At 45.0% G+C, this 26,032-nt stretch carries 29 protein-coding genes; 14 read left to right on the top strand and 15 right to left on the bottom strand.

The window, feature by feature from the left end:
• Window position 1 precedes the first annotated feature (1 nt).
• The gene (locus OH463_RS21220) at window positions 2-880 is read left to right on the top strand and encodes a mechanosensitive ion channel family protein (protein ID WP_269992556.1); all 879 of its coding nucleotides are present in this window, start codon (window positions 2-4) and stop codon (window positions 878-880) included.
• Between the two features lie 100 nt (window positions 881-980).
• Here the strand turns inward: OH463_RS21220 and OH463_RS21215 are convergent, their stop codons facing one another.
• Together OH463_RS21215 and OH463_RS21210 are read right to left on the bottom strand one after the other, a co-directional pair.
• Complete coding sequence (locus OH463_RS21215; protein WP_027726806.1) at window positions 981-3,023, bottom strand: sensor histidine kinase; 2,043 nt, start codon at window positions 3,021-3,023, stop codon at window positions 981-983.
• On the bottom strand, window positions 3,013-4,464 hold the full coding sequence (locus OH463_RS21210; RefSeq protein WP_005445819.1) for a sigma-54-dependent transcriptional regulator: 1,452 nt from the start codon (window positions 4,462-4,464) through the stop codon (window positions 3,013-3,015). Before OH463_RS21210 ends, OH463_RS21215 begins: the two co-directional genes overlap by 11 nt.
• Before the next feature lie 343 nt (window positions 4,465-4,807).
• Between OH463_RS21210 and OH463_RS21205 the strand changes: the two genes are divergently transcribed.
• From OH463_RS21205 to OH463_RS21180, 6 genes are all read left to right on the top strand, one after another.
• Entirely contained in the window at window positions 4,808-5,626 is an 819-nt protein-coding gene (locus OH463_RS21205; RefSeq protein WP_005445821.1) for a substrate-binding domain-containing protein, read from the top strand.
• Window positions 5,627-5,632: 6 nt separating this feature from the next.
• Window positions 5,633-6,331 carry an ABC transporter permease gene (locus OH463_RS21200; protein WP_005445822.1) on the top strand — a complete coding sequence of 233 codons (699 nt, stop codon included), beginning with the start codon at window positions 5,633-5,635 and terminating at the stop codon, window positions 6,329-6,331.
• A gap of 43 nt (window positions 6,332-6,374) precedes the next feature.
• Entirely contained in the window at window positions 6,375-7,094 is a 720-nt protein-coding gene (locus OH463_RS21195) for an energy-coupling factor ABC transporter ATP-binding protein (protein WP_005445824.1), read from the top strand.
• Complete coding sequence (mobA, locus tag OH463_RS21190; protein ID WP_017190153.1) at window positions 7,072-7,659, top strand: molybdenum cofactor guanylyltransferase MobA; 588 nt, start codon at window positions 7,072-7,074, stop codon at window positions 7,657-7,659. Before OH463_RS21195 ends, mobA begins: the two co-directional genes overlap by 23 nt.
• Complete coding sequence (locus tag OH463_RS21185; protein ID WP_269992549.1) at window positions 7,656-9,434, top strand: bifunctional molybdopterin-guanine dinucleotide biosynthesis adaptor protein MobB/molybdopterin molybdotransferase MoeA; 1,779 nt, start codon at window positions 7,656-7,658, stop codon at window positions 9,432-9,434. Before mobA ends, OH463_RS21185 begins: the two co-directional genes overlap by 4 nt.
• Window positions 9,435-9,508: 74 nt before the next feature.
• Complete coding sequence (locus OH463_RS21180) at window positions 9,509-9,775, top strand: DUF2960 domain-containing protein (RefSeq protein ID WP_005377584.1); 267 nt, start codon at window positions 9,509-9,511, stop codon at window positions 9,773-9,775.
• A gap of 165 nt (window positions 9,776-9,940) precedes the next feature.
• On the opposite strand, the gene nagK is transcribed toward OH463_RS21180, so the two are convergent.
• Window positions 9,941-10,849 carry an N-acetylglucosamine kinase gene (gene nagK / locus OH463_RS21175; protein WP_005445828.1) on the bottom strand — a complete coding sequence of 303 codons (909 nt, stop codon included), beginning with the start codon at window positions 10,847-10,849 and terminating at the stop codon, window positions 9,941-9,943.
• Window positions 10,850-11,021: 172 nt separating this feature from the next.
• Window positions 11,022-11,771, bottom strand: coding sequence for a tRNA-uridine aminocarboxypropyltransferase (locus tag OH463_RS21170; protein WP_045481144.1), 750 nt, complete (start codon window positions 11,769-11,771; stop codon window positions 11,022-11,024).
• Between the two features lie 183 nt (window positions 11,772-11,954).
• Here OH463_RS21170 and OH463_RS21165 point away from each other — a divergent pair, with 183 nt between their 5' ends.
• Window positions 11,955-12,773: a sterol desaturase family protein gene (locus tag OH463_RS21165; protein WP_009697773.1), complete on the top strand. Its 819-nt coding sequence runs from the start codon at window positions 11,955-11,957 to the stop codon at window positions 12,771-12,773.
• The gene (locus tag OH463_RS21160; RefSeq protein WP_049536023.1) at window positions 12,770-12,994 is read left to right on the top strand and encodes a DUF7661 family protein; all 225 of its coding nucleotides are present in this window, start codon (window positions 12,770-12,772) and stop codon (window positions 12,992-12,994) included. The genes OH463_RS21165 and OH463_RS21160 overlap by 4 nt, the downstream gene beginning before the upstream one ends.
• A gap of 6 nt (window positions 12,995-13,000) precedes the next feature.
• Here OH463_RS21160 and OH463_RS21155 read toward each other — a convergent pair whose 3' ends face one another.
• The 7 genes from OH463_RS21155 to OH463_RS21125 all read right to left on the bottom strand — a co-directional run bounded on the left by OH463_RS21155 (window position 13,001) and on the right by OH463_RS21125 (window position 17,741).
• A complete protein-coding gene (locus OH463_RS21155; protein WP_005445834.1) occupies window positions 13,001-13,219 on the bottom strand; it encodes a hypothetical protein in 219 nt (72 codons plus the stop codon).
• 37 nt (window positions 13,220-13,256) lie between these two features.
• Entirely contained in the window at window positions 13,257-13,637 is a 381-nt protein-coding gene (locus OH463_RS21150) for a hypothetical protein (protein ID WP_005445835.1), read from the bottom strand.
• A gap of 51 nt (window positions 13,638-13,688) precedes the next feature.
• Entirely contained in the window at window positions 13,689-14,144 is a 456-nt protein-coding gene (locus tag OH463_RS21145) for a hypothetical protein (protein ID WP_234352399.1), read from the bottom strand.
• Between the two features lie 89 nt (window positions 14,145-14,233).
• Window positions 14,234-14,704 (bottom strand): hypothetical protein, encoded by a 471-nt coding sequence (locus tag OH463_RS21140; protein WP_269992540.1) that lies wholly within the window; start codon window positions 14,702-14,704, stop codon window positions 14,234-14,236.
• On the bottom strand, window positions 14,701-15,117 hold the full coding sequence (locus OH463_RS21135; protein ID WP_047517261.1) for an NUDIX hydrolase: 417 nt from the start codon (window positions 15,115-15,117) through the stop codon (window positions 14,701-14,703). The genes OH463_RS21140 and OH463_RS21135 overlap by 4 nt, the downstream gene beginning before the upstream one ends.
• A complete protein-coding gene (locus OH463_RS21130) occupies window positions 15,107-15,520 on the bottom strand; it encodes an NUDIX hydrolase (RefSeq protein ID WP_045489285.1) in 414 nt (137 codons plus the stop codon). Before OH463_RS21130 ends, OH463_RS21135 begins: the two co-directional genes overlap by 11 nt.
• Before the next feature lie 202 nt (window positions 15,521-15,722).
• Window positions 15,723-17,741 carry a methyl-accepting chemotaxis protein gene (locus OH463_RS21125; RefSeq protein WP_050903651.1) on the bottom strand — a complete coding sequence of 673 codons (2,019 nt, stop codon included), beginning with the start codon at window positions 17,739-17,741 and terminating at the stop codon, window positions 15,723-15,725.
• Between the two features lie 141 nt (window positions 17,742-17,882).
• Here OH463_RS21125 and OH463_RS21120 point away from each other — a divergent pair, with 141 nt between their 5' ends.
• Window positions 17,883-18,371 carry an NlpC/P60 family protein gene (locus OH463_RS21120; RefSeq protein WP_045489279.1) on the top strand — a complete coding sequence of 163 codons (489 nt, stop codon included), beginning with the start codon at window positions 17,883-17,885 and terminating at the stop codon, window positions 18,369-18,371.
• Between the two features lie 33 nt (window positions 18,372-18,404).
• Here the strand turns inward: OH463_RS21120 and OH463_RS21115 are convergent, their stop codons facing one another.
• The 3 genes from OH463_RS21115 to OH463_RS21105 form a co-directional block, all read right to left on the bottom strand.
• The gene (locus OH463_RS21115) at window positions 18,405-18,749 is read right to left on the bottom strand and encodes a DUF3802 family protein (protein ID WP_005445842.1); all 345 of its coding nucleotides are present in this window, start codon (window positions 18,747-18,749) and stop codon (window positions 18,405-18,407) included.
• A 309-nt stretch (window positions 18,750-19,058) separates the two neighbouring features.
• Window positions 19,059-20,021 (bottom strand): GGDEF domain-containing protein, encoded by a 963-nt coding sequence (locus tag OH463_RS21110; protein WP_005445843.1) that lies wholly within the window; start codon window positions 20,019-20,021, stop codon window positions 19,059-19,061.
• A complete protein-coding gene (locus OH463_RS21105) occupies window positions 20,021-20,989 on the bottom strand; it encodes a response regulator (protein ID WP_009697765.1) in 969 nt (322 codons plus the stop codon). The genes OH463_RS21110 and OH463_RS21105 overlap by 1 nt, the downstream gene beginning before the upstream one ends.
• Window positions 20,990-21,213: 224 nt before the next feature.
• On the opposite strand from OH463_RS21105, the gene OH463_RS21100 reads away from it, so the two are divergent.
• Window positions 21,214-22,080, top strand: a complete 867-nt coding sequence (locus OH463_RS21100) for a fructosamine kinase family protein (protein WP_049536028.1) — start codon at window positions 21,214-21,216, stop codon at window positions 22,078-22,080.
• Window positions 22,081-22,332: 252 nt separating this feature from the next.
• Window positions 22,333-22,527, top strand: a complete 195-nt coding sequence (locus OH463_RS21095) for a CPXCG motif-containing cysteine-rich protein (RefSeq protein ID WP_005427574.1) — start codon at window positions 22,333-22,335, stop codon at window positions 22,525-22,527.
• A gap of 116 nt (window positions 22,528-22,643) precedes the next feature.
• Here the strand turns inward: OH463_RS21095 and OH463_RS21090 are convergent, their stop codons facing one another.
• On the bottom strand, window positions 22,644-23,255 hold the full coding sequence (locus tag OH463_RS21090; protein WP_005445847.1) for a riboflavin synthase: 612 nt from the start codon (window positions 23,253-23,255) through the stop codon (window positions 22,644-22,646).
• A gap of 281 nt (window positions 23,256-23,536) precedes the next feature.
• On the opposite strand from OH463_RS21090, the gene OH463_RS21085 reads away from it, so the two are divergent.
• Both OH463_RS21085 and OH463_RS21080 read left to right on the top strand, forming a co-directional pair.
• The gene (locus tag OH463_RS21085) at window positions 23,537-24,907 is read left to right on the top strand and encodes an MATE family efflux transporter (RefSeq protein WP_005445850.1); all 1,371 of its coding nucleotides are present in this window, start codon (window positions 23,537-23,539) and stop codon (window positions 24,905-24,907) included.
• A 106-nt stretch (window positions 24,908-25,013) separates the two neighbouring features.
• A complete protein-coding gene (locus OH463_RS21080; protein ID WP_269992531.1) occupies window positions 25,014-26,030 on the top strand; it encodes a DUF3080 domain-containing protein in 1,017 nt (338 codons plus the stop codon).
• Window positions 26,031-26,032 lie beyond the last annotated feature (2 nt).

Raw genomic sequence — 26,032 nt, 5'->3', positions numbered from 1 at the left:
GATGAAAAAACTACTCACCATATTAGCGTTATCGCTATTAAGCACCTCTGCATTGGCGACTGAAGAGATCGCGAGTGTGGATAACATCTCGCAGATTGCCAGCCTAATTCGCTGGAGCGGCGTGTTCTTCTCTATCATTGTGATTGCATCGACTTGGCTATTGCTTAAGTTCATGAACTCAATGGTAGAAAGCATTGGTAGCCAGTTCGTGCAATACCGCATGGTGCTGCAAAAGCTTCAATCTTTCTTGCAGTTCTTTATCTACTTAACCGCTGGCTCTGTCGTGTTTATGATGAGCTTCCGTATTAACGATCAAATCCTTGCTTTGATTGGTGGTACGTTAGCGGTTTCGGTTGGTTTCGCATTGAAAGACCTAGCCGCATCCTTCATCGCAGGTATGACGGTTATGGTGGATCGCCCGTTCCAAGTTGGTGACCGCGTCACGTTCGAAGGTAACTACGGCGATATTATTGCGATTGGTTTGCGCTCTGTGCGAATGCGTACCCTAACCGATGACATCATTACGATTCCAAACAACAAGTTCTTGAGTGAAGTTGTGGTCAGCGGTAACTATGGTGCGCTGGATATGCAGGTAGTGATTCCATTTTATGTGGGCATGAATGAAGACATTACGTTAGCGCGTGACTTGATTCAGGAAGCGGCGTCTTCAAGCCGTTATATTCACCTACCTAAGCCAGTAACGGTTCTTGTAAAGCAGACCATTACGGATAACTACTTGGCGATTCAGCTAACGTGTAAGGCTTATGTGGTGGATACCGCCTACGAGAAGCTGTTTGAAACCGACATTACTCTACGTGTGATGAAAGAGTTCAAGAAGCACGGTATCAATCCTCCGAAGATTGCAGTGCATACCGGTTAATTCGACGTATTCCTCTTGCCTTTAGAGAAGGACAGATACAAAAAGGGTCAGTGATTTACACTGACCCTTTTCTTTGCGCGTTACGAATTGGAATCGCCGATTAAGCGATATTCGTTACCTCAAGCAGTAGCTCGGCTTTCTTTGGCAGGTAGATACTGAACGTACTGCCTTTGCCCCATTCCGATTCAGCTTTTAGCTCGCCGCCTGTTTGACTAAGAATACTTTGCGAAACAGAAAGCCCTAGCCCAGTACCGTCGCGTTTAGTGGTATAGAATGGCGAGAAGATACGACTCAAGTTTTCTGGCTTGATACCGCAACCTTCGTCAGTGACATGAATCGCGGCACCTTTCAGTTCGCCGTCTTCAATCCAATCTTCACTCACGACGGTTAGCTTGCCTTTGCCGTCCATCGCGTGAATGCCATTCATCTGCAAGTTCACCAGAATCTGCAGCAAGTGGTGGCGGTTGATCTCGACCGAGGTATGGGCTTGTAAATCGGTGACAAAATCGATGTCGCGCTTTTTAGTGCCGGTTTTAACCAGCGTAATACTCTCATCGATAATTGGATTCACGTGCTGCCACGTAATTTCGTCTTGTACACCGCCCTGACGGCTGTATTGCAGTAAGCTGCGCGTGATATTACGAATACGGTCAATTTGAGCGTGAATCGCATCAATCTCTTCCTGAACGCGGCTTGCCTCTTCACCTAGCTCAAACTGAATCAATTCAACGTTACCCAGAATCACTGCTGTTGGATTGTTAATCTCGTGGGCGATCCCAGCAGTCAACTCACCTAGTGCGGCAAGCTTTTCGTTGACGACGAGCTTGTCACGGGTTTGGTTAAGCAGTTGAATATGAAGTTCAAGCTCTTCAGTTTTGTCTTTCAAACTCGCCGTGCGTTGTTGAACTTTACCTTCCAGCTCCATGGCGGAGTTCTTCAGCTCGACTTTACGATCTTCCAAAGCATCAAGCATGTTATCGAACTGACGCGCTAACTGAGCGAGCTCGTGATGTTCATCCAGCCCTAATGGACCAATACGCTTTTCTTTACCCAACTGGACAAGCTTCACGACTTTGTAGATGCGCTCGATTGGACGGAATAGATCACGAGAGCCACGATATACCATCACGCCAGAAACCAAGAGCAACATTAAGGTAATCAAGCTGATCTCAACGATATTTGTCATATACGCTTTGACGAATGGCCACATCAAGTAACCGGTGTAGAGCATACCAATGACATTGTCGTACTGGTCTTTGATTGGTTGATAAGCGGTGATATACCAAGCATCGTAAACAAACGCGCGATCGACCCATTGCTCACCTTCCGCCAATACCTTGTTGTATACCTCTGAACTCACCCGCGTACCGATAGCGCGACCTAAACGTTGGTCACTGTCTAAGGGAACGTTAGTACTAACACGAAGATCATCCAAAAATACCGTCAGAGTCCCCACGGGACGGAGGGTGTCGTTATCACTCAAATAGATAAGATCACGAATTTGATCGACCAATACCGTGCTGTTGTTAAGCAGCAAACCGCCATCTAAGAAGCCAATTAAGTCGTTCTGTTGGCTGTAAACTGGGATCACAGTTCGGCTCACCAAGCCACGCGCTTCCACTCCACCATTCTTTAGAATCGGTACTTCAGCACGTTTGGCGAGTTCGGGGTCTAGCTTTTCCAGCTCTTTTCTGTCGAGAACATCGAAGAAAGATTCGCGCTTGGTTAAATCCATAAAGCGGAATTTGTTTTCCATCGAATTAACACGTTGAAAGGACAAAAAGTCCAAACCGTAGCGTTTTTTCTGCGCAGTCACCCATTTTTGCAGCTCTGCTTGTGGGACATTTTGATTCACTCGGGTACGGAAGTCATAAGAATCCGCGAACGATTTCACGTAGTTCGCCTGCTTTTGTTGCAGCAGCGTAATGCTGTTATTCGCGACACCCAAACGCTCCGAAACGTCTAACAATGCGTTTTGCCACGTATAGTGAATCGACCAATAGATCGTAATGCCAATAAGGGCTATCAGCGTTAGAAAGATTGGCGCAGATGTCAAAATCAACAGTCGATAACGCACCATGGTTTTGAATCGGTACGTCCATTTAGACAATCCTTTGTGTTGCTGCCAACTACTACTCGGCATAATCCTCGTCCTCAGAATCCCACTCTTTGTATTTACGCTCTAGCGTTTTTCGTGCCACTCCTAAATCTCGAGCTGCTGCCGACTTGTTGCCTTCGTGCAAATTAACCAATTGTTGGATATGCGCTTTTTCCACTTCTTTTAGTGTCCAAGTGTTTGGATAGCCTTCACCAGAGAACTCTTTGCCTTCTTTGAAGGTTGGCAATTCTTCACTGTGTGACACGGTAATGGAGACATTAGGTAAAGCATGACCGCCATTGAGTTCACGCCAGTGATGCGCAGGTGGTTTACCTAACAAAATACAACGCTCGATGAGGTTTTTAAGTTCACGAATGTTACCTGGCCATTCGTATTCGCTCATCGCTTCCATATCTTCATGCGCCCACTTCGGTGCTTGCATACCCAGCTCACTGGTCAGCATATTGCTGAAATATGGAACCAGTTCAAACAAGTCTGTTTTACGCTCACGTAGAGGGGCAACTTCAATCTTCAGCACGTTCAAACGGTAGTAAAGGTCGCTACGGAAGTTACCTTTGTTGACCTCTTCTTGCAGGTTGCGGTTGGTCGCCGCGACAATACGAACATCAATGCTGATTTCACGCTCAGAACCAACCGGGCGAATGGTGCGCTGCTCTAACACGCGTAGCAGTGACGCTTGCATGGACAAAGGCATCTCACCGATTTCATCAAGGAATAATGTGCCGCCATTGGCTACGCGGAAAAGACCCTCGCGAGATTTCTTAGCGCCAGTAAAAGCCCCTGAGGTATGACCGAATAACTCACTCTCTAAAAGCTCTGGTGCAATCGCGCCACAGTTAAGTGGGACGAATGGACCTGTTCGACCGCTTGCTTGGTGAATGCCTCTCGCTACCAACTCTTTACCGGTGCCCGACTCACCTTCCACTAGGACAGATGCGCGAGACGGCGCAAATTGAGTGATCAGTTGTTTGAGCTGGCGAGTTTTTTCCGAACCGCCAATAATCTCTGAGGTGTTGTGACGCTGATAGTCACGCTTCATCGCGTATTGCATGCGTTCGTTCAAACGGCGATCCATACAACGACTGACCGCTTTCAGCATCTGTTCTAGGTTAAACGGCTTGAGGATAAAGTCCGATGCACCAAGCTGTAGGGCTCGAATCGCAATTTCCAAATCCGCGTAGCCTGTCATAAAGATGACATCCGCGCGTTTGTCGTCATCTTCAAACGCCTCTTCCCATTCAATCCCTGAACGCCCCGGCAGGTTGATATCTAACAGAATCAAATCGTAGTGGCGTGAGTTACGTAGCTCTTCCGCTTCTTCAATGCTGCCCGCTGTATCGACTTGAGAAAACAGCTTGCCCAGAGCCTTTTTAAGGATGGCTTGCATACCGAGTTCGTCATCAACGACCAGTACTGAAAAAGCGTTGTATTGTTGGTTTGTACTAATATGGGATTGAGTAGACATATTTACCCCAGTTGGATTTGAATGGGACAGAGTGTACCAAGTTTAAACAGAGATACCCTACAAAAAGTGCGACATTTTGTACCAACGCAAATTTTTATGCAAATAAGTCCATGAATTAGCGCATAAATCAAACATTTTGAGCTTGTAAAATGTTGGCATCTTGTTTGCTATATAGAGTGTCCAAGTGGTCTCAGGATGCGGGAGACATTAACGCGTAATCATCGCTTCTCGCTCCCTCACCCTAAGGTGACTTGTGATATGAGCGCGCTATGACGCTCTGGCGACTTCTTTAGTAACCCAAGACTTTAGAAGCCAAAGAATCATTGGAAAGGAAACAACTAAAATGAAAAAAATTGCGCTGACTCTAGCTGCAACGTCAATCACTCTTGTAAGCTACTCTGCTTTTTCAGCTCAAGATGGCGAACACATTCGCCTGGCAACAACAACAAGTACTTACCACTCTGGCTTACTGGACTACCTACTTCCTCAATTTGAAAAAGACACTGGCTACAAAGTGGATATCATCGCGGCGGGCACTGGTAAAGCGCTGAAGATGGGTGAAAACGGCGACGTTGATTTGGTAATGACACACGCTCCTAAAGCAGAAGGTGTGTTTGTTGAGAATGGCTACGGCGTCCTTCCACGTAAACTGATGTACAACGACTTCGTTATCGTTGGTCCTAAGTCTGACCCAGCACAAGTGAAAGATGATGCATCCGTACTCGACGTATTCAAAGAGATCGCAAACAAAGATGCAACTTTCATCTCTCGTGGCGATGATTCCGGTACACACAAAAAAGAATTGGGCATTTGGGCGCAAACTAAGATGGAACCAAACTTTGGTGGCTACCGCAGCGTAGGTCAAGGTATGGGTCCTACTCTGAATATGGCTTCAGAGATGCAAGGCTACACCATGACTGACCGTGGTACATGGTTGGCTTACCAAAACAAATTGGATCTTGCGATTCTATTCCAAGGCGACGAAAAACTGTTTAACCCATACCAAGTGATTTTGGTTAACCCAGAGCGTTACCCAACCATCAATTACCAAGGTGCGAAGGCGTTCAGTGACTGGTTAGTAAATCCGCACGGTCAAGAGCTGATCAACAGCTTCCGTCTGAATGGTAAACAATTGTTCGTTGCGAATGCTGAGACCAAATAACGCAATATGAATCTTGCTGATACAACACTAGAAGCCTTGCGCTTACTGGTGAATTTTGATGCAGACCTATGGGAGATCGTTGCGGTCTCCTTTAGTGTTTCTATTACGGCAATATCTTTGGTGGTATTGCCGTCTATTTTGATGTCCTTTGTCCTCGCCTACACCGACTTTCGTGGTAAGTGGTTCTTGCTGTCCATTGTGAACACCTTACAGGCGGTGCCAACAGTCGTAATCGGGCTGCTGCTCTACATGCTGCTATCGAGAGCGGGACCTTTGGGTGATTGGCAAATGCTGTTTACGCAAAAAGCCATGATCTTAGGACAAATGATCGTCTGTTTTCCGGTTCTGGTTTCTATGATGCACGGTGCGCTTCAATCGAGTGACCGTCGCGCGGTTGAAACGGCGATTACGTTAGGAGCGTCAATACCTCGTATCGCTGCTACTATGATCTGGGAGACACGTTTTCCTTTATTGGCGGCTATCATTGCGGGATTCTCACGAATCGTCACAGAGGTAGGTTGTTCAATGATGGTTGGTGGCAACATTATGGGCGTAACCCGTAATATTCCGACTGCCATTGCTATGGAAAGTAGTAAAGGTGCTTTTGCGCAAGGAGTTGCATTAGGAATTGTATTACTATCGTTAGCGTTAGCGCTCAACTTCCTCTTATCGAGCATGAGAGGCAAAGGCTATCTAAGAACATGAAGCAAGCAATCGACTCGCCATCGACCCAATGTAAGGGTGAATTATGACTATAAAAATTACCGCCGAGCAATTGTCCATGCGCTTTAAAGAGCGTGTGCTTTTCCACATCCCTGAATTAGCCATTGGTCCCAACGACGCGATTTACCTAAAAGGTGACAATGGCGTTGGTAAAACCACCCTACTCAAGATCCTTGCGGGTTTACTCAAGCCTTCAACGGGTAAAGTGGTGGCACCGAAAGATACTTGGTTGAAGAAGTGGACGCGTCGCAATGGTCGTGTTGACGTGATTTATCTCCATCAGTCTCCTTACCTTTTTGACGGCACTGTGTACGAAAACGTCGTTTATGGAGTTAAATATCAACAAGACACGGCAAAAGATAAGCGAGCTCAAGTTATTAGTGCGCTGCGCATGGTAGGGTTAGAAACCTTAGCCGACGAACACATCTCTGTATTGTCCGGCGGTGAAAAGCAACGCGTAGCAATGGCACGAGCTTGGATTTTAAAACCATCGATTTTGTTGATGGACGAACCAAGTGCCTCTCTCGACCAAGAGTCGATTGAACGTTTGGTTATCATGGCAAAAGATCTGCTTGATCGTGGCTCTAGTATTGTTGTGACTAGCCACCAAGCGAACGCGTTGACGGATTTATGTAAAAAACAGTGGTGGATTAAAGACAAGACTTTGATAGAGTCTCCACTCTTGTATGTCATACCAAAAGAAACATCCCAAGAGAACGCATATGCTTCAGCCAACACAAACTAGTTGGGTCATTTTGGCTGGTGGTCAAGCCAGCCGTATGGGTGGAAAAGACAAAGGTCTGATCGAACTGAATCGGAAGCCACTCATCGAACACGTTATCGAACGTTTATCTCCGCAAACACCGCGCATTCTAATCAATGCGAACCGAAACCAAGACGCCTATCGTGCGTTTGGTTTCGTCTTCAGCGATCAATTTAAAGATTTCCCAGGTCCGATGGGCGGTATCCACGCGGGCTTGGTTCATGCAGAAACCGATTGGGTTGGCTTCGTCCCTTGCGACAGCCCACAAATCAACACTGATCTTGTTGAACGTTTTTGCAATGCAGTAAAAGAAGACACCGATATTTTGGTTGCTCATGATGGCGACCACCAGCAGCCTGTCTTCACGCTTTACCACAAGCGCGTACTGCCAAAGCTGACCGCGTTTTTAGAACGTGGCGATCGTAAGATCATCCTACTCTACAAAGAGTGCAACACCAGTTACGTTGACTTTAGCGACTCACCAAACTGTTTCGTCAACTTAAATACGCCTGAAGAATTGGCGCAATTTGGACAACTTGAATCATGAAACACACGCTAAACATCCCTATTCTTGGTTTTGCTGCCTACTCTGGTACGGGCAAAACTACGCTACTTGAAGCATTACTACCAAAGTTGACCGAAGCAGGTTTACGCATCGGTATGCTAAAGCACGCACACCATAACTTCGATGTCGACCAACCGGGCAAAGACAGCCACCGCCTACGTAAAGCAGGCGCATCGCAAATGCTGATCTCTTCTCGTAACCGCTTCGCGCTGATGACAGAAACACCAGAGTCAGAATCTGAGTTTGATTACCTACTGACGCGATTTGATGAAGACAAGCTAGACGTAGTTCTAGTGGAAGGCTGCAAAAACATTGCCTTTCCTAAGATCGAATTGCACCGTGAAGAAGTCGGCAAGCCTTGGCTTTATCCAAACGATGAAAACATCATCGCGATTGCTTCAGACAGCGGCGAATTGGAATCTGAACTGCCACAAATGAACATCAACGATCTTGAAGCAATTGCCCAGTTCGTTATTCAGTATGTTCAAGAAGCGAAAGCACCAAAGAGTAAAGAGAAAGAAGGTGCTTGCTGCGATACCCTTTCTCCGGCTTTCCTTTCTGTCGTTCAAGGACAAGAAAAGATCCTATCTTTGGTGAACACAGTTGCTGAAACCGAAGCGTGCAAGATTGAAAATACATATGGTCGTGTGCTAGCAGACCACGTGGTGTCACCAGTTAACGTGCCGCAATACACCAACTCAGCGATGGATGGTTACGCTATTCGCGGTGATGACATCGAGCGCGACAACTACCAAGTGGTTGCTGAAGTGATGGCGGGTCACGCTTACGATCAACCTCTGGAAGTTGGTCAAGCGGTTAAGATCATGACGGGCGCCCCAACACCTATCAATGGTGATACCGTTGTTATGCGTGAACAGGCAACACAGGATGGCGATACAGTCACGTTCAATGGTGCAAGCATCAAAACCGGTCAAAACGTTCGCCAAGCGGGTGAAGACTTAGCAATTGGTAGCGATGTGTTTACCGCAGGCACTCGCCTAGCCTCCCCTGAGATGGGCATGATTGCTTCTCTTGGCTTTGGTGAAGCCAATGTGTTCCGCAAGTTGAAAGTTGCTGTGTTCTCTACCGGTGACGAAGTGCAAGCGCCAGGTACAGATCAGAAAGCGAATTCAATCTACGATTCAAACCGTTTCACTATCATGGGCATGTTAGAGAAACTTGGCTGTGAAATTTTGGATTTCGGAATTCTAGAAGATAACGAGAAGTTGATGATTGAAGCGCTCGAAAATGCTTCTGCGCAAGCCGACGTAGTGATGACTTCTGGCGGCGTATCCGTTGGCGATGCAGATTACATTAAGCTGGCATTGGACAAACTGGGGCAAATTGATTTCTGGCGTATCAACATGCGTCCTGGTCGTCCGCTTGCGTTCGGTCAAATCAACGATAAACCTTTCTTTGGTTTGCCGGGTAACCCTGTTGCCGTGATGGTTTCATTCATCAACTTTGTTGAGCCTGCGCTGCGTAAGATGCAAGGTGAACAAGGCTGGAAGCCACTCAAAGTCAGTGCCATTGCCACAGAAAACCTCCGTTCTCGCCAAGGTCGTACCGAGTTTAGTCGCGGTATCTACGAACTCGACGAAACAGGTCGTCTAACGGTCCGCACAACGGGTAAACAAGGCTCTGGTATCTTGCGCTCAATGAGCGAGGCAAACTGCCTGATCGAAATCTCCCCTGCTGTTGATACAGTAAAAACGGGAGAAAGCGTGACAATTATCCCACTTCAAGGCAGAATCTAGCCCAACTAAAAATGAGAAGGTCAGCACGTCTGACCTTTTTATTGATGACAGAAAAACTTTTCAGAGAGACAGCTATGGCTCGCACCATTCTTTACACTTACAAAGACCAAGACAAAGAACTGACGTTCTCGTACCAGCAACACCGCAACATTCAAGAAGCGGTTGCAGAAGCAGAAGGTATCGACATCACTGAGTTCCTAAAGATGGAGCAACAAATCGAAGCAGTGTCTGACACTAAAGCAGTGCGCAACTACCGTGATAACTACTTCAGAAAATTAGGCTTTAGCAAAATCACCCTAGCTCAAAAAGAGAACTTGGGCGTAGGTAAAAAGAACAAATAAGCCAAGCGACACAGACCAAAATAAAAACTCGCGATTCGTCGCGAGTTTTTTATACCTATTCTTTTTGTTCGTACTCTATAGGTAAAAAGCCCCGTTTCACCATAAAGGAAAACGAGGCTTTCAATATAGGCCTTATGTATTTTCGCTTACCGAAAACTCAGACGATTATTTGATGTTTAGGAACGCAGCACCACGTACGCCGCCTGAATCACCGTGTTTTGCTTTGATGATCTTTGGACATTTCGCGACAGAAAGCAGGTACTTAGGAATACGCTTTGGCATCTCTTCGTAAATCAGTTCGAAGTTAGATAGACCGCCGCCTAGTACAACAACGTGTGGGTCAGTCGCAGTAAACAGGTTCGCAAAGCAGATTGCGAGAAGCTCCATAAAGCGCTCAACGTGCTCAACCGCTTTTGCTTCACCTTCTGCGTGTGACTTAATGATATCGATCGCTTTCTTCTCTTCGCCATAGTAATGCGCGTAAAGAAGCTCGAAACCACGACCAGACAGGTAGCTATCTAGACAACCTTTCTTTTCACAACCACAACCTAGTAGGGGCGCGTTTTCGCCTAGGTGGAACCAAGCGTCGATAGGAAGACGTGTATGACCTACCTCACCCGCAACGTGGTTACGACCAGAGAATACTTTACCTTCGTAGATAAAGCCGCCGCCAAAACCCGTACCAAGGATCAAACCTAGTACAGATGGTTCGTCTTGAAGGTCTTCATCCCATGCTTCAGAAAGCGCGAAACAGTTTGCATCGTTTTCGATTTTTACGCTGCGACCGATTTTAGCTTCCAGATCCGCACGAAGTGGTTTGCCTTTTGCGGCAGGTACGTTAACCGTTAGTACAGTTGCGTCATCCGCATCTTCCATGCCAGGAAGACCAAGACCAATCGTACCTTCACAACCAAATTCCGCATCGTATTTGTTAACCAGACCTGCGATGGTTTCTACCAGCAAATCGTAGTTGTCTGTTGGTGTTGGTACACGTTCAGTTGCTACACGCTCAAGTTTTTCGTTAAACGCACCAAACTCGATTTTAGTGCCACCGACATCAAAGCCGTAATACATGCAATTCTCTCCTAAAATGCTCAAACGACTCCCAAAATATGCTGGAGTCAAAAAGATAAACTTTAGGCATTATCCATATCTGTACGCCTGCAAACCGTGACGGAATGCAGATTTATCCCCTCGTTGAAGCCAGTTGAACAACAAGCCATCAACAAAAGTTCATTCCTTAGAGTTAGCTCTCGATTTTAGCCCACTCTTTGAAACGTTTCAGATGCGGGCGAGACCAGTCGGTTTTTACTCGAGTTTTCGTCAGCATGTAGGTTTCACGGAAGGCTTCAAACCACAATTGCAGACACTCCGAAGCTTGCTCTTCACCTGCCTGTTTGAATACTAACGTCGCCACTTCTGCTGTCGACAGATGCTGCTCATTGTCCGAGCGGCGCATGATGTATTCAGACAATGATTCCGGTTCAATAGAAAGCACAGGCAAAGACTTCAAGAACTCGGAACGGCGGAAGATCTTACGTGCCTCACGCCAACTGCCATCAATGAAGATCAGTAACCACTTTTTGTCCGAACCATCGGGTGCCTTCAAACGCTCCGGATTCAAACCGTCTAACAAACGTTCAGGCTCATCCACGTAATCTGCTGGGAAGACAACCACAGGTTGATAAGCATCGTTTTCTAGTAGTGCCAACATCTCTTGAGAAGGCTCAGTACGATTCCATTGATACACGTAGGTCTCTTGAATCGTATCAGCAATTAGACGCCCGGTATTACTCGGCTTGAACACTTCGTTTTCCGATACGATCAGCATGCAGGCAATATTGGATTCGATGTTAGGCTGAATGTCGCACAAACAATATTGCTCAGAAACCTGACAATATGGACAGCGAACCACTTTACAGCCACGAGCGTTAAACGGCTTCGTTGAGATAGATTGACGGTGCTGGTATAAACGATGGAAAGCGTGGATTCTCATGGATAGAAAGTGCCAGTTGGAATAAGTGCATGTATAAAGTAGAGCGCGATTCTACTTGCATCGCCAGTGAGTCTCAAGAAATGCTCGTAAACGGACGGACATTCACATTCCTTTCTTCTCGGTGAAAGATACGGTGGAGTGTTAAGGTCTTAACAAATAAGCGAATCAAACAAGGAAATTAGTGTGCCCGAAACTGCATTTAACGACCCTTCTTGGCTACGACTCAGCATCTTCATTGGTGTTTTGTTACTGTGCACCTTGTGGGAAAACAAGCGACCGAGAAAGCAGCTGACTGTCGACCGTTCATTTCGCTGGTTTAACAACCTCACATTGGTCGCACTAAATAGTGTCGTTATTGCCATAGTTATGCCGATTGCAGCCTTTCAAGCGGCCATCATCGCTTATGAAAACCATTGGGGCCTACTCAATGCTCTTGCCTTCCCGACTTGGTTAAATGTGCTGATAACCGTTGTGCTACTCGATCTCATCATCTACCTACAGCATTTAGTCTTCCATCGAGTTAAACCGCTATGGAAGCTTCACCGCATGCATCATGCTGACTTGGATATCGATGTCACAACTGGGACACGATTCCACCCGATAGAAATCATTCTCTCTATGGTGGTAAAAATCGCCGCTGTGTTTACTTTAGGCGTCTCTCCTATTGGCATCGTTGTGTTTGAAATCGTATTGAATGCCAGCGCCATGTTTAACCATAGCAATGCAAAGCTGCCACTGCCTTGGGACGCTACGTTACGTAAGTTGGTTGTGACACCAGACATGCATCGCGTTCACCACTCAGTCATCGTGCGCGAGACACATTCAAACTTTGGCTTCTTCTTGTCTATCTGGGATCGCTTGTTTGGCACATATCGAGCTCAACCGGAGTTAGGACATGATGATGTTGTGATTGGTGTTCCAGAGATTCGCGACAAAGACGAGCAAAGATTAGATAAACTGATTACCCAGCCATTTCGTTACAAAGAAAAGTCTTCCTCATGAGCCGCTCAATGAAAGTGAATGTGTTTGGAAAAGTCATGCTTGCGGAATGCAAAGATGGGGTTTGGACGCTTTATATCGATTCAGAAACATCGATAAAGCGCCCAATCAGAGATTTGGTAGTGCCGCCATTTCTAGAAGAAGATGAGTTGCTGACCTACCTCGATGATATGTATCACGAACATGCAACCGCTACTCACCCCAGTGTATTTAGGATTGAATAGAAATCTTTAGGCTTTAATCAAATTACGTTTCTTGTTTGATTGAGTGACGCCGACAAACAAGCCGATAATCCCCAGAATAATCGATGAGATGGCGAGTACACTCACGTCTTGTTGTTTATTTATTGCTGCGTATACAAATGCAATACCAAAAAAGATGGCACCAAAGCTAAAGCCTGATAGCGCAGCAAAAATACCGAAGCTCGCCAGCTCCTTAAAGTTATCCATAACACTTCCCTGTTGAAAAATAAGTAATGTCAAAAAGTTAACGGAATATCTGACGAGAGTGACGATTCTTTTGCGAATTCCACAACCAAATTGATACCCCAATAGAAAATCCTAATAGCAACGTTTGCCATTGCAGTTGTCCACTGCTCTCGAAGATACCCAATCCATAGTGTGCATACGAGTTAAAGCCTACGCTACTTAACATAATCAATAAAACTAAAACCAGCCCGGTCCGTCGATGCTTGATCAACAAATACACGGCAAGCAAATCTAAGAGACCCAAAGCACTCCAATACATGTTTAACCAGCCTGGGGCAAAATCGTAAGGCAAAAAGCCATCGACAATATTGTCGTAAAGGTGAATAACGCCACCTACTGTCAGGCAAAGGCATAGGAGAAACACTACGAATTTATCCATTATCGTTTCCTTTCCTTATCTGAATGAATGCGCAAAGCATATAGAAGTCAGCTAAACAATTGTAATTTCATGACCATTTTTGAGACCGACAGAGCCTTTAAACAGTACGTGAGGGGTACGAAAGAATAACAATGGCACTTCTTCCTTATGAATTCGCTCCTGATAAAAGCATAGCGTTTTGCTCGGAAGTTCGCTGAGTTGTAAAAGTTCGGTCTCTTTGTAAGGCATAAAATCCTCTTTTGATTCTTTCCAATCACCAAATTCTTGATTGGGCGACCAGAAAATCACGGTATTGGTTTTATCAAAGCCAAGCTCCCTCACATCAAACCGAAACCAACGACCTAGCGTTGTCGTCTCAAGGCCGCTCTTTCTCAATCCCTCTAGTACCTTGCCCGGATGAATCGGTGTAAAGTGAAGCACGTCATTCCAATAACAATCCAACCCATGAACACGACGCTTTAGAGCTTGCGGGCGATACTCGTATTTCTTGACATGTTGTTGATACAAGTTCGGGTGTGACGCTTTCAAGCAGTTAAGAGGTTTCAATCGGTCTCCCGTCAAGTTGCTTGGTACGCGATGGTAAACGTAGGTCAAAGTTATCCCTCTTGTGGTGCTTTTAAGTCAATGAACAAAAACTTCATCGAAGGCGGAAAGATAAAGGCATCCTCACATCGATAACCTCTTAGCCACACACCATCATCCCACTTGCGCAGATATAAACCTCTGGGATAGGTCTCTTCCTGAGCAAGAGGCAAAGAAGCGAGCATTATGTATTCATCTTTTGTGAGCGAAATACCTTGAAGTAACAAGTATGATGCGACGGCGAGCGGACAAGGCTCTAGCCCTTTCAGAGCTGCATGAGCAACAAGCTCAGCCAGCGTTGCTCCAAAAGGAGCCCTTAATTCCGAAGGCGTTGTTACCAATACAGACAATGTCTGGCCACGTTGTTTGGTTTGTATTATTTGGTCTTCAAACAGCTGTAAGGCAAACTGATTGAATTGAATATGTTGTTCTTTGAGTTCTTGAAACAACTCAGCATTCGTGTGATTACCGATTCCAACGTTCACTTCATTGCCTCAAGACGAATAAACTCACGAACTTGCTCTAAAGCATGTTGAAAAACAGGGTGCGCACGAAAAGAAATGTCTTCTGTCACCTTATGCCAAAAGAATTCAAAATCATGCCCACCATCATCTTGAGTGTGGAAGACCCACTGTTCCGGCAACGCTTCACATTCACACAAAACGAAATGCCAAATCTGCTCTTGAAACCCACTCTCCCAAGCCCCTAAGTAGGTTGTTTGATTGACCAGTTCAATCCCCGACTCTTCTGCCAATTCTCTTTTTGCCGCACTTAAGAAGTCGTAATCGAGGGGTTCAACAGTGCCTTTCACCAACTGAACGCCTGCAAGAGGATGTTTGAAAAGAAGAATCTCGTTATTTTGGTCTCTTAATACCACTGGACATACTTTATCGACCAAAGAGTACCTCCTCGCTCTGAAGGCATATTTGTTTCGCTTCTACTGGAAAGAGAGGAAGCACGGCTAGCTCAGTAAAACTCACCCATCTCAGAATATATTGATTGGAAACCGATTGCCTTTGTTGCTCGGGACCATTACCTAGCGTTGGGGTAGCTGAGCCGATATGTGATAAGAAGTAATGCTCCTGTCGACCTTGATTTTGATTCTGAAACACAAATTTGAGCGATGTCAGTTCTATAGAGGTCTCTTCTAGAGCTTCGCGTTTCGCCGCTTCAGAAAGACTTTCTCCATCCTCTACACTACCGCCTGGAAACACCCAATAGTGTCTATCGCCCTTCACTCGTTCAATCAATAAAACCTCTCGGTGATCGTTTATTAATATCAAACTTGCTCGCTCTGGCATTTATCGCACTCCCTATATTTAACGGAATATTCTAACAACCCTGAGTTGACAACAAAGCATTAACAAATGCTAATGGCACATTACTCCCGTATCGTTAATCAATTTGCGATTTAGGTCACTCACTCTTGGAGTCGAAAATTAAAAAGGCAGAGCGATTACCCTGCCTTTGGTCGTAGTTCGGTTGCTCTTACCTAATGTTGGATCAACTCACTTTAAGCAGTTCGTATTTATGCAGCATCGTTTGTTGATGCCCTGCGATGTCTGCGACTTGTTCCGAGCTCTCAACCATGGCTTCCAACTGAAGTTTGGTATGTTCACCTTGCTCAGAAAGGTGTGAGATAGCTTGAGAAACTTCAGCGGTAGCGCGTTCTTGCTCTTCTGTCGCAACAGAAATTTGGTCGACACGTTGTTGGATAAGCTGAACCGCTTCATTAATTTCAGTAAAGGTAGATTTCACTTGATGACTTGACTGTAACGCAGAAGACATTTCCTCACGTGAATCATTCACAGCCTTCCGAGAACGATCCGCTGCGATAACTAACTCATTCATCATTTCACGAATATTGGTGGTTTGCTGCGAGGTATCACTGGCGAGCTTACGAACCTCATCGGCAACGACCGCAAAGCCTCTTCCTTGCTCTCCTGCACGCGCTGCTTCAATCGCTGCGTTCAACGCAAGTAAGTTAGTGTTGTCAGCAATGCCACTGATCATGTCAACCATTTCACGAATTTGTTTTACGCGCAGATCGAGCTCCATCATAGATTGTTCGTTTGTGTTGAGAGAGCTCTCTAGTGATTCCAAACGCAGGCGATTTTGTTCCACAACACTCACACCTTTCACTGTATGCTCCGTCGCTAAATACGAATCTTCAGACGAAGCATTAGTGACCGATGCAATCTCCCGAATCGACGCTTCTAACTGAGTGATCGTCGTCACCATGCTCATTAACGCTTCATTTTGCGTGGTTAAGCTTTGATTTGTTTGCTCAGCAGCACCGTGGCTGATTTCTGCAGTTTGGTACAAGATATCGCAATTACGAGTCACGGTAGAAATAGAGTCGTGTGTTGAGTCGATGACAAGATTGAGCTTGCGTGCGACTTCTTTGAGTTCAAACGGACCTACCTCTTGAGCTTTGTCGCGAAAATCATGCTCTGTTAATGCCGACAAACGATTCAGAATATTTCTAAGACCTCGATTAATCCACGTTCTTAGACCAAACCACGTTACGAGGATAACCAGAGAGATAACACCAGCGGCAGTAACCACCATAAAAATAACGTTTTTAATTGTTTTCTGGACCACGGCTTCACGTTCTTTGATCAAAGCGGAGGCCGCATCAGACACTTGATCGAGTAAATACATGGTTTCATTTGAAAGCTGAGAGGCACGTTGAAACTCAGCTTTTTGCTGCTCACTCCTTTCCAACTTTGCCAATATTAAACGGAGTACACCATCGTCCTTGAAGCCCGCCTGTACCATTTCATAAGGCGCAATGAGACTAGCAAACTCATTAACTTCTGGATGCCATTCTTTGAAATCACCAAAAGCGAGATTGATGCCAGCGATGCGATTGCGCATCTCCTTGTATTCGCGCTCCGCTTTTCCTAGCTCAGTTTGCATCATCATGACCAAAAAAGTGCTTTCCATTGAACTTGCAGAAGCGATAAAACGATTTGCTGCATCACTCGATTCAGGATTTTCGTTACTAAGAAATGAACTGATGCGGTTCATCTCAGGTCCAATCGAGCTAAGACCGTAACGAAACCCGCCAACAGCCGAGTTAATGTCACTTTGCATCTGAATCACCGCAGACTGTTTGGATAAAATGGAGTTGGTGATTTGATGAAGTTCTGCGACATTTCCTTGGAGCATACTGGAGAGATGATCAGCAACGCCGGACGTTTGCTCGATTAGGTCGTCGCTTTGACTTGCCAGTTCTTCGATTTGAGATGTAATCAAAGGAAGTTCATTAGGATCGGTTATTTGCATTCCATAATTAAGCAGTTTCACCTGTTCCAACACGTTCCTTGTGAGTGTCGCGTTTGCCATTGCCATTGGTAACGCTTTTTGAGACAAGGCATTAAATTGGTCACCCACCTGCTCCACTCCTTTGAAACTTGAGACAGAAAGGGCTATAACAAGTGCGATGATAGTTAGAAATGTTGCACTGATAGTTTGAATCAGTGAAAAAGAAAGGCGTAAACGTTTGCGCTTTGTCATAATCAATGGATGTTCTTTCCTGAGTTTGAATCAACGTGTCCGCTTTTTCGTCACATAAGTGAGACAAAAACGTGATTTTCAGCCCATACTAGGTGTTGATTATGACGCTAATATTTCAGTTTTAAGTCATGGAGATGACCAGTGAGCAAGGTTCGTCATTTATTTTTTCCTTTAATAATCAGTGTGCTACTCAGTGCGTGCTCGTCAGGTCCAGATCCAGAAACACAAGTCAACGCCTCCCTGCCCGTCAATCAGCTGTTGTCCGACAATCAGGATTTGTACCAATTCTATAATGAGTGGGAAGGCACGCCTTATCGACTAGGTGGAACTAAAAAGTCAGGCATCGACTGTTCAGCTTTTGTTCAAAAAGCGTTTGTTGAGGCATACAAAATGTCGCTGCCGCGTACTACCCGCCAACAGTCTAAACAAGGTGTTGAAATGAGTTGGTCGGACGCCCAACAAGGTGATTTGGTATTTTTCAAAACCAAACGAAGCACATACCACGTGGGCATTTATCTTGGGAACAAACAGTTCATGCACGCTTCTACTTCAAAAGGCGTGATCATTTCGAGAATCGACAACCCATATTGGGCATCGAAATTTTGGCAAGTAAGAAGAGTTACAATGTAACTCTTCTTGAATTTGAATGACGCAAGAAGAGAATCAGTCGTAGGTCGCTACCGCGGTATCAAACAGGTTTTTAACTAATGCGATGTACTCATCCAAAAAGGCAATCTGCTCATTCGTCGCTTTCTTTGACCATACTCCCGCAAGTACTTCACCCAAATCTTCAACGACCGCATCTGCCTCTTTTAGCAACTTAAAACGCACGCTTGAATGCAACTCTGGGTTTTGCTCGAATATCGCCATGATGTTCGATGCAACCATGTCAGTCACAACATCTTCAATGCTTTCTGATCCTGTGTCACCGATTTCAGACGTGAAAATATCTAAGTTAAGTGACAAGTGCTCAATTAGAGCGAGATATCCATCGGTTTCTACAACCACTGTTTTTCTCCGTTTAATGCAAGCCTTCGAAGCTGAAAGCGAAATAGTTTCAATAGTAAGACATGCCGAGAAAATTTCATTAACTTATTTCATATTAATGAGAGTTGACGCACTAACTGGATGGTTTTCAACCAATTGAGTTCGGTACTGTTCACCTTTCGAGCTGATGCTTTCAGCAGTTTGTGAGTTATTTATACAAGGCAGAGGCATTTACTTAAAATGACTAGGCGACAAGCCTCTCGTCGCGATTAAAACGCCTTTATCTCGAATAAAATTTAACTACAAAAGTTCAACAATCCCTAGTATCCCCTAGTCGTCTTCATGACTACAAGTTTGGTTTCGACCATTTTCTTTAGCGCGATATAACGCAGCATCGGCACTCTTAAGCCATTGTGTGTGGCTTTCGAAATACGATTTATACTCGCAAACGCCGATACTGATCGTGTAGTTAATCAAAAAGTCTTCAACTTTCACGATTTCTTGTTCAATTCGCTTTCTTAAACGTTCTGCAAAGTAACAAGCTTGCTCTTGATTAGTATGTGGTAGCAAAACCGTAAACTCTTCACCACCAAAACGACCACATACATCGCTGCTACGTGCCGTTTTACGTAACAAGCTTGAGGTACGACGAATCACTTCGTCTCCCGTGTGGTGTCCATAGGTATCGTTGACCTTTTTAAAATGGTCGATATCAAAGATCACTAACGAGCTCGCCCCTTCAATCACTTTAAGTTGCGCAAATTCGTCCTTCAGAGATTGTTCCCAAAAAGCCCGATTAAATAGACCAGTGAGACCATCTTTACGGCTGATTTCCGATAAGTGTTGGTTAGTTTCTCTCAAATGGATACGGTTACGCGCCGTTTCTGAAACATCATTAATCTGAATTGCAATATGGCTAATTTCACCTGACAACGAGCGCAATGGCGTAATCACAATGTCTTGGAACATCAAATTGCTGCTGTTAGAAACCGGAGAAAAGTTGTTGAACTTGAAAAGGTATGGTCGGTTTTCCCAGCTAGAAAATGAACGTGTTTCTAAATCTGCTGATGTCTTGAGTTTTGTCTCTAACCACCTTCTCGGAAGATCTTCAAAATGGTCAAATAAACACTCTCCGAGAATGTTTTGCGACAAAATACCACTGTACGACTGCATAAAGCTGTTCCAAACGCAGACTTTATAGTCTTGGTCGAGGACAATAAGCCCAGAGTCCATGGTATCCAGAATTTGGGTAACCCAGTGAAAGTCTGCTATGTCCAGCGTGATTTCGGACATTAGATTAGCTCCATGATGTCATAGATGATGTCTACGGATGATTTATCTATCAAAAACAGAACTTCACACTCAAAATCGAGTGATTCTGCCATGTAGGTGTATTCAATGGTAAAGAGTTCACCAGATTCGTTTTTCTCTTCGCTGTAAGGGGTAATGTTCTCTATGATTCCTGGTTGGCGTAACGAAAACTGCTTGTCTAACTGGCTCCCAAGAGAAGTTAGGAATGAAGACACCAGTAAGTTCGACACATTAAGGATGATTTCGTTGTGTGGCGTGAATTCAAGTAAGTATCCGAGTCGTTCGCCGATTTGGTTGATATCTTTACCACGCAGACAAACCAACGCCTCTCCGTGTATACCTCCCCCTACGAACCTTTGTGCCACCGCAACTGAGCTGTCTCGCCCAATCACATCCACCAGCGTCATATGTAATTCACCGTAAGACAATGGACCAACGTGAGGGACCGGCAATTGAATAAACTCACGTAGATGGTCCGCCATAATTGCAGCGCCCTTACCTAATGCAATATTGGCAACTTCACGGAACTTTGCTAACGGCGTAACTTCTAACGTATGTTGAGGTTCAATTTCAGTGTGAGCACTAACGGCATAATGAAGACCGAGCGTTTCATAGAGAGGAATAACCTGTTCTTCGGATAATGGTTTAGCAATGAAATCCATCGCCCCAAGATCTAAGCAGCGTTGTTTAGCCTCTTGCTGAACATCACCCGAAATGATGACAATTTTGGTTTGGTATTGACTAACAGGCAGGGACTCTAGTACTTCGAAGCCATCCATGACTGGCATGGTCAAATCGAGGAACAAAACGTCAATATTTTGTTCCGCTAGGATTTTCAATGCCTCGTGACCATCTTGGGCTTCGAGTAGGTGCAATGATGTATCTTGTACGATGGATCGGGTAATCAACTTTCGTGCGACCGCCGAGTCATCACAAATCAGTATTTTCATGCCACCAATGGAACTAAAGTCAAAAAAATAATAATACTAGCTGTGCTGTTTTAGCTCCATATGTTAAGCCGATAAATCATAGGGTTATAGGCGACGTGATTCACACTTATAAACATTTTCTACTATATGCGGAAGAATTATTGTCGAAGTTTGCTTAACTGCGCGTCAATGTTCCGCCGTTTATCCTAAACTATTGTTGGTCAAATAGATAAGCGAGGTTTTGTATGTGGCAAGCAATATCGCAGCAGCTTTCTGATACCTTGATGTTCGAATATCAGATCACCGAGAAGGTAAAACTTTCCGGTGGAGACATCAGTGAAAGCTATATGATCAATGACGGAGAGCAGCGCTATTTCGTCAAAATTAATGATCGGGATTTCTTAGCCAATTTTGAAGTAGAAGCAGAAAGTCTTCACCTATTGCGCGAAACCTCTACTCTATTTGTCCCAGAAGTCGTTTTGGTCGGTAAAACCAAAACGCACAGTTTTATCATCCTCAATTTCCTTCCCACTAAAACGCTTGAAGATAGCGATAACAGCTTTAAATTTGGTGAACAATTAGCGCGCCTGCATTTATGGGGTGAACAGAAAGAATTTGGCTTCGATACAGACAACTACATAGGCTCTACACTTCAGCCAAACCAATGGCATAAAAAGTGGTCAGTATTTTTCGCGGAGCAACGCATCGGGTGGCAGTTACAACTGCTTAAAGAGAAAGGCGTTTCTCTGGTAGACATCGATGACTTTATTGACGTCGTGAAACAGCTTCTCGCTAATCACTCCCCACAACCTTCCCTACTGCATGGTGATCTATGGAACGGCAATGTGGCGCTCACACCCGCTGGTCCTATTTGTTATGACCCTTCTTGTTATTGGGGAGATCGAGAATGTGATCTTGCTATGACCGAGCTATTTGGCGGTTTTCAACCTGAATTTTATCAAGGATATGAATCAGTTGCGCCACTTCCGTTCGGCTATCAAGAACGCAAAGACATTTACAATCTTTATCACATCTTGAATCATTGCAACCTATTCGGCGGGCATTATCTTGAGCAAGCGCAATCGATAATTAAGAAGATAATTTCCTATTGATTTGGAAGGGAAAGATCATTACTGAGTGTAAATTTTCGACGCATATCACCCTAGATAATGACCTCAAGTCCAACGTTGGGTTTGGGGTCAACTTTTGTACTTATTTCGACTCAATTAGCAACCATAGCGCCTAATATTCTAAGTAACTCGGCTTACGTTGTATCTCTAACCCTAAGAGGCAAGCGAGTAACTAAGGGCTGTATTTTCTAAACAACAAAGTATTAAAAGCCCTGCAATACTAGGAGTTTATGTATGCAAAATTACACTGAAAGACATGTGAAATGTCCCCATTGTGGGCACTCAATCGGCATCACCCTTGATGCAAGTAACGGTAACCAAGAGTTCTATGATGACTGTCCGGCTTGCTGTCATGCCATTCATCTCAATATGAAAGTTGATGAATTGCAGCAGAAAGTTGAATTGTTCATCGACGACAATTACGAGTAATTACGCAAATCCCCCCCCCAATCGAAATATGAAAAGGAGCCACAAGTGCTCCTTTGTTATTTATGTCCGTTTATTTTGACTACCTCGATAAACCAAGCTCGCTATTTCTTACAGACTTAAAGCTGCTTCGCTGCTAATACACGCTCGACCGTATCAACAATCGCTTGTGTTTGTGGGTCAAATTCTACGTTGATCTTTTCACCGACTTGGCGACGCCCGAATAGGGTTCTCTCTAACGTTTCTGGAATTAAATGAACGGAGAAACGATTGTCTTCGACTTCACCAATCGTGAGCGAACATCCGTCTAAACCAATGTACCCTTTCGCAAGTACGTATTTCATTGATTCTTGTGGTAGCGTAAACCAAATCGTGCGGTTGTTTGGTGTATCAATCACTTCAGCGATTTCTGCCATTAAGCTAATGTGCCCTGACATGCTATGACCGCCGATCTCATCACCAAACTTAGCAGCGCGCTCAATATTCACACTATCGCCTGCTGTCAATTCGCCAAGGTTGGTCAGCGCTAGCGTCGCTTGCATTAGGTCAAAGCTGATTTGCGATCCTTCAATTTTCGTTACTGTAAGGCAACAACCGTTGTGCGCAACAGAGGCACCAATTTCAAGACCTTCACTTAGCGCGCCTTCAAGTTCAACAACGTGAGTTTGAAAACGATCTTTCTTGTCGATATGAACGACTTTAGCCGTACCCTGAACGATTCCTGTAAACATACTTTTTACCTATTTTTTAGAAGCGACTGATAGCCAAGACAAACGTCCGCAGATGATTTTTATAATCGTCTATCAATTAACCAAAAATCCACATCTTGTGGGTATGGTATCTGAGCATACAATTGTTTATCATCTGCGCGGAGTTCCTTCGAGGCATTTTTTCACCTTATAGTGACTAAAATCAACCATCAGATCAGTTCATCACGTCTTTTGTCCTCAAGCGCTCTCTATCTTTTCAAATAATTTCTTTTACAACATATTGTTCCGCTCTGGAGTATTTCGTGCATCGCTATAAAGAAGAAGCATCGAGTCTTATCAAATTAGCAACCCCTGTGTTGATCGCTTCTGTCGCGCAAACAGGCATGGGCTTTGTGGATACCGTAATGGCTGGTGGCGTCAGCGCGACCGACATGGCGGCGGTATCTGTGGCAGCAAGTATTTGGCTTCCATCAATTCTGTTTGGTGTGGGCTTATTAATGGCGCTTGTACCAGTAGTCGCTCAGCTGAACGGCTCTGGTCGACGCGTTAAAATCCCATTTGAGATCCAACAAGGCATTGTCCTTGCGTTGCTTATCAGTATTCCTATTATCGGCGTACTATTCCAAACGCAGTTCATTCTTGGGTTTATGGACGTTGAAGCCGCTATGACAGAAAAGACGGTGGGTTACATTCACGCCGTGATTTTTGCTGTACCTGCATTCTTGTTGTTCCAAACCTTGCGTAGCTTTACTGACGGTATGTCTCTGACCAAGCCAGCGATGGTGATTGGTTTTATTGGCTTGATGCTAAATATCCCACTGAACTGGATTTTCGTTTACGGTAAATTCGGAGCGCCGGCACTTGGCGGCGTGGGCTGTGGTGTTGCTACGGCAATTGTGTACTGGGTTATGTTTGGCTTGCTGCTTCTATACGTGACGACGTCTGCTCGACTAAAAAGCATCAACCTGTTTGGTGAGTTCCACAAGCCTCAACTAAAAGCACAGATTCGCTTGTTCAAACTGGGTTTTCCGGTTGCTGCGGCGTTATTCTTTGAAGTTACCCTGTTTGCTGTGGTTGCACTTTTGGTCTCGCCACTAGGTTCGATCATTGTTGCCGCACACCAAGTCGCAATTAACTTCTCTTCGCTGGTATTTATGTTACCAATGAGCGTGGGTGCGGCAGTAAGTATTCGCGTTGGTCACCGTTTGGGTGAAGAAAACGTCGATGGTGCTCGTGTTGCTTCTCGCGTAGGTGTCATGGTGGGTCTTGCGCTTGCTATGATGACAGCGATTCTAACTGTCATCTTCCGTGAACAAATTGCCCTGCTTTACACCAATAACCCAGAGGTAATTGAATTGGCGATGGTGCTATTGCTGTTTGCAGCAATCTACCAATGTACAGACGCGGTGCAAGTGATAGCGGCCGGTGCTCTGCGCGGCTACAAAGACATGCGTGCTATCTTCAATCGTACCTTTATCGCGTACTGGTTGCTTGGTTTGCCAATCGGCTATGTGCTCGGACGTACAGATTGGATTGTGGAACCAATGGGCGCTCAAGGCTTCTGGTTAGGCTTTATCATTGGTCTTTCTTCAGCGGCGTTCCTATTAGGTATTCGTCTACGTTGGATGCACCGCCAAGATCCAGAAGTACAACTGAACTTCTCTCAGCAATAATTCGGACTTCAACGCCCCAAATATTAAAGCCAGCACTCGCTGGCTTTTTTGATCTCTCCCGCGTGTCACAAAGTATACTTATCTGAGTGATTAAAAAGGAAATGCTGTGAGAAGTTCACTTGTTGCTACGGTGCTTTTGCTAACGACAATCTTACTCGGTGGGTGTAACGAATGGTTTAACCCGGAGAAAGCTGTATTCGAAAAATACAATCAACGCCTGGCGAATGTGTTAGATGTATCAGAATCTCAACTAGAAGCCTCTCCTGCCGTTACCATTCCTGATAAAAGAGAGCTATTCCAAGAGCTCCCCCGCCTATCACTTGGTTTGCTAGAAAGCTACCAATTACGCCAATGTGGTCTGTTTAACTTGCTCGCAGAAAAGAACTCGCAACTGGGTAAGGTCCAAGATGCTTTTTATGACTTCGATTACCAAACGAGTTTGCTTAGAACGTTGAATGGCTGTTTGAGTGATTACCCTCTAAGTGATGAAGAAAGTGCAAAGCTTAACGGCTTGTACGATCAGAAATGGCATCATCTAACAATACACCTCGACAATATGCTGCTTACCAGCGATGCGATGCGCAAACAACTTACGGGCTCTGAATGGTTGCCGTTGGACAGTAAAGACCAAGTCGCCCATGTGCGAGACGCTTTCCTTGCGCTGGACGAGATGTATCAAACACCTTATCGAACCCTTTCGCGCTTACCCGACGTAACCATAGTGAATTATCAAGAAGAGATTGAAAAAACACGCCTTGTTGGTCGACTCTATTACACACTCATTGATGCGACCCAGTGGCTAGAACAAACCACGCAAATGCTTAAAGCAAACCAAGACAAAATAATTTGCGGTGCGAATCGTGATACCACGCAATTTCGTTACTTGAGGAACGTCTTTCAGTCCATTTATGTCGCCGAGGTTCAACCATACATGGCGTTTGTCGATAGTACCTATCAGCAACTTGACGGTGGAATCAACTTAGTCGAACAGAGAATGGCGGCGCACGGTGCAAGTTACGGAATTGAAAATGCACATGAGCAGTTCAGACTTCAGACCATGGATCACGTGCAATTCTGGAAAAGTTTGTTCAAAAGATGTGGTGTTCAAGTGGGAAGCCAATAGAG

It is taken from the genome of Vibrio sp. NFR (assembly GCF_027587095.1).
GTDB classification, from domain to species: Bacteria; Pseudomonadota; Gammaproteobacteria; order Enterobacterales; family Vibrionaceae; genus Vibrio; species Vibrio harveyi.
Note: the sequence above shows the minus strand (reverse complement) of the source record. Positions and strands in the feature narration are given on the sequence as shown.

Excerpts from the sequence above, each read along its gene's own strand:
- OH463_RS21220 (WP_269992556.1), top strand. The coding sequence starts at position 2 with ATGAAAAAACTACTCACCATATTAGCGTTATCGCTATTAAGCACCTCT.
- OH463_RS21215 (WP_027726806.1), bottom strand. The coding sequence starts at position 3,023 with ATGCCGAGTAGTAGTTGGCAGCAACACAAAGGATTGTCTAAATGGACG.
- OH463_RS21210 (WP_005445819.1), bottom strand. The coding sequence starts at position 4,464 with ATGTCTACTCAATCCCATATTAGTACAAACCAACAATACAACGCTTTT.
- OH463_RS21205 (WP_005445821.1), top strand. The coding sequence starts at position 4,808 with ATGAAAAAAATTGCGCTGACTCTAGCTGCAACGTCAATCACTCTTGTA.
- OH463_RS21200 (WP_005445822.1), top strand. The coding sequence starts at position 5,633 with ATGAATCTTGCTGATACAACACTAGAAGCCTTGCGCTTACTGGTGAAT.
- OH463_RS21195 (WP_005445824.1), top strand. The coding sequence starts at position 6,375 with ATGACTATAAAAATTACCGCCGAGCAATTGTCCATGCGCTTTAAAGAG.
- mobA (WP_017190153.1), top strand. The coding sequence starts at position 7,072 with ATGCTTCAGCCAACACAAACTAGTTGGGTCATTTTGGCTGGTGGTCAA.
- OH463_RS21185 (WP_269992549.1), top strand. The coding sequence starts at position 7,656 with ATGAAACACACGCTAAACATCCCTATTCTTGGTTTTGCTGCCTACTCT.
- OH463_RS21180 (WP_005377584.1), top strand. The coding sequence starts at position 9,509 with ATGGCTCGCACCATTCTTTACACTTACAAAGACCAAGACAAAGAACTG.
- nagK (WP_005445828.1), bottom strand. The coding sequence starts at position 10,849 with ATGTATTACGGCTTTGATGTCGGTGGCACTAAAATCGAGTTTGGTGCG.
- OH463_RS21170 (WP_045481144.1), bottom strand. The coding sequence starts at position 11,771 with ATGAGAATCCACGCTTTCCATCGTTTATACCAGCACCGTCAATCTATC.
- OH463_RS21160 (WP_049536023.1), top strand. The coding sequence starts at position 12,770 with ATGAGCCGCTCAATGAAAGTGAATGTGTTTGGAAAAGTCATGCTTGCG.
- OH463_RS21155 (WP_005445834.1), bottom strand. The coding sequence starts at position 13,219 with ATGGATAACTTTAAGGAGCTGGCGAGCTTCGGTATTTTTGCTGCGCTA.
- OH463_RS21150 (WP_005445835.1), bottom strand. The coding sequence starts at position 13,637 with ATGGATAAATTCGTAGTGTTTCTCCTATGCCTTTGCCTGACAGTAGGT.
- OH463_RS21130 (WP_045489285.1), bottom strand. The coding sequence starts at position 15,520 with ATGCCAGAGCGAGCAAGTTTGATATTAATAAACGATCACCGAGAGGTT.
- OH463_RS21125 (WP_050903651.1), bottom strand. The coding sequence starts at position 17,741 with ATGACAAAGCGCAAACGTTTACGCCTTTCTTTTTCACTGATTCAAACT.
- OH463_RS21110 (WP_005445843.1), bottom strand. The coding sequence starts at position 20,021 with ATGTCCGAAATCACGCTGGACATAGCAGACTTTCACTGGGTTACCCAA.
- OH463_RS21105 (WP_009697765.1), bottom strand. The coding sequence starts at position 20,989 with ATGAAAATACTGATTTGTGATGACTCGGCGGTCGCACGAAAGTTGATT.
- OH463_RS21100 (WP_049536028.1), top strand. The coding sequence starts at position 21,214 with ATGTGGCAAGCAATATCGCAGCAGCTTTCTGATACCTTGATGTTCGAA.
- OH463_RS21095 (WP_005427574.1), top strand. The coding sequence starts at position 22,333 with ATGCAAAATTACACTGAAAGACATGTGAAATGTCCCCATTGTGGGCAC.
- OH463_RS21090 (WP_005445847.1), bottom strand. The coding sequence starts at position 23,255 with ATGTTTACAGGAATCGTTCAGGGTACGGCTAAAGTCGTTCATATCGAC.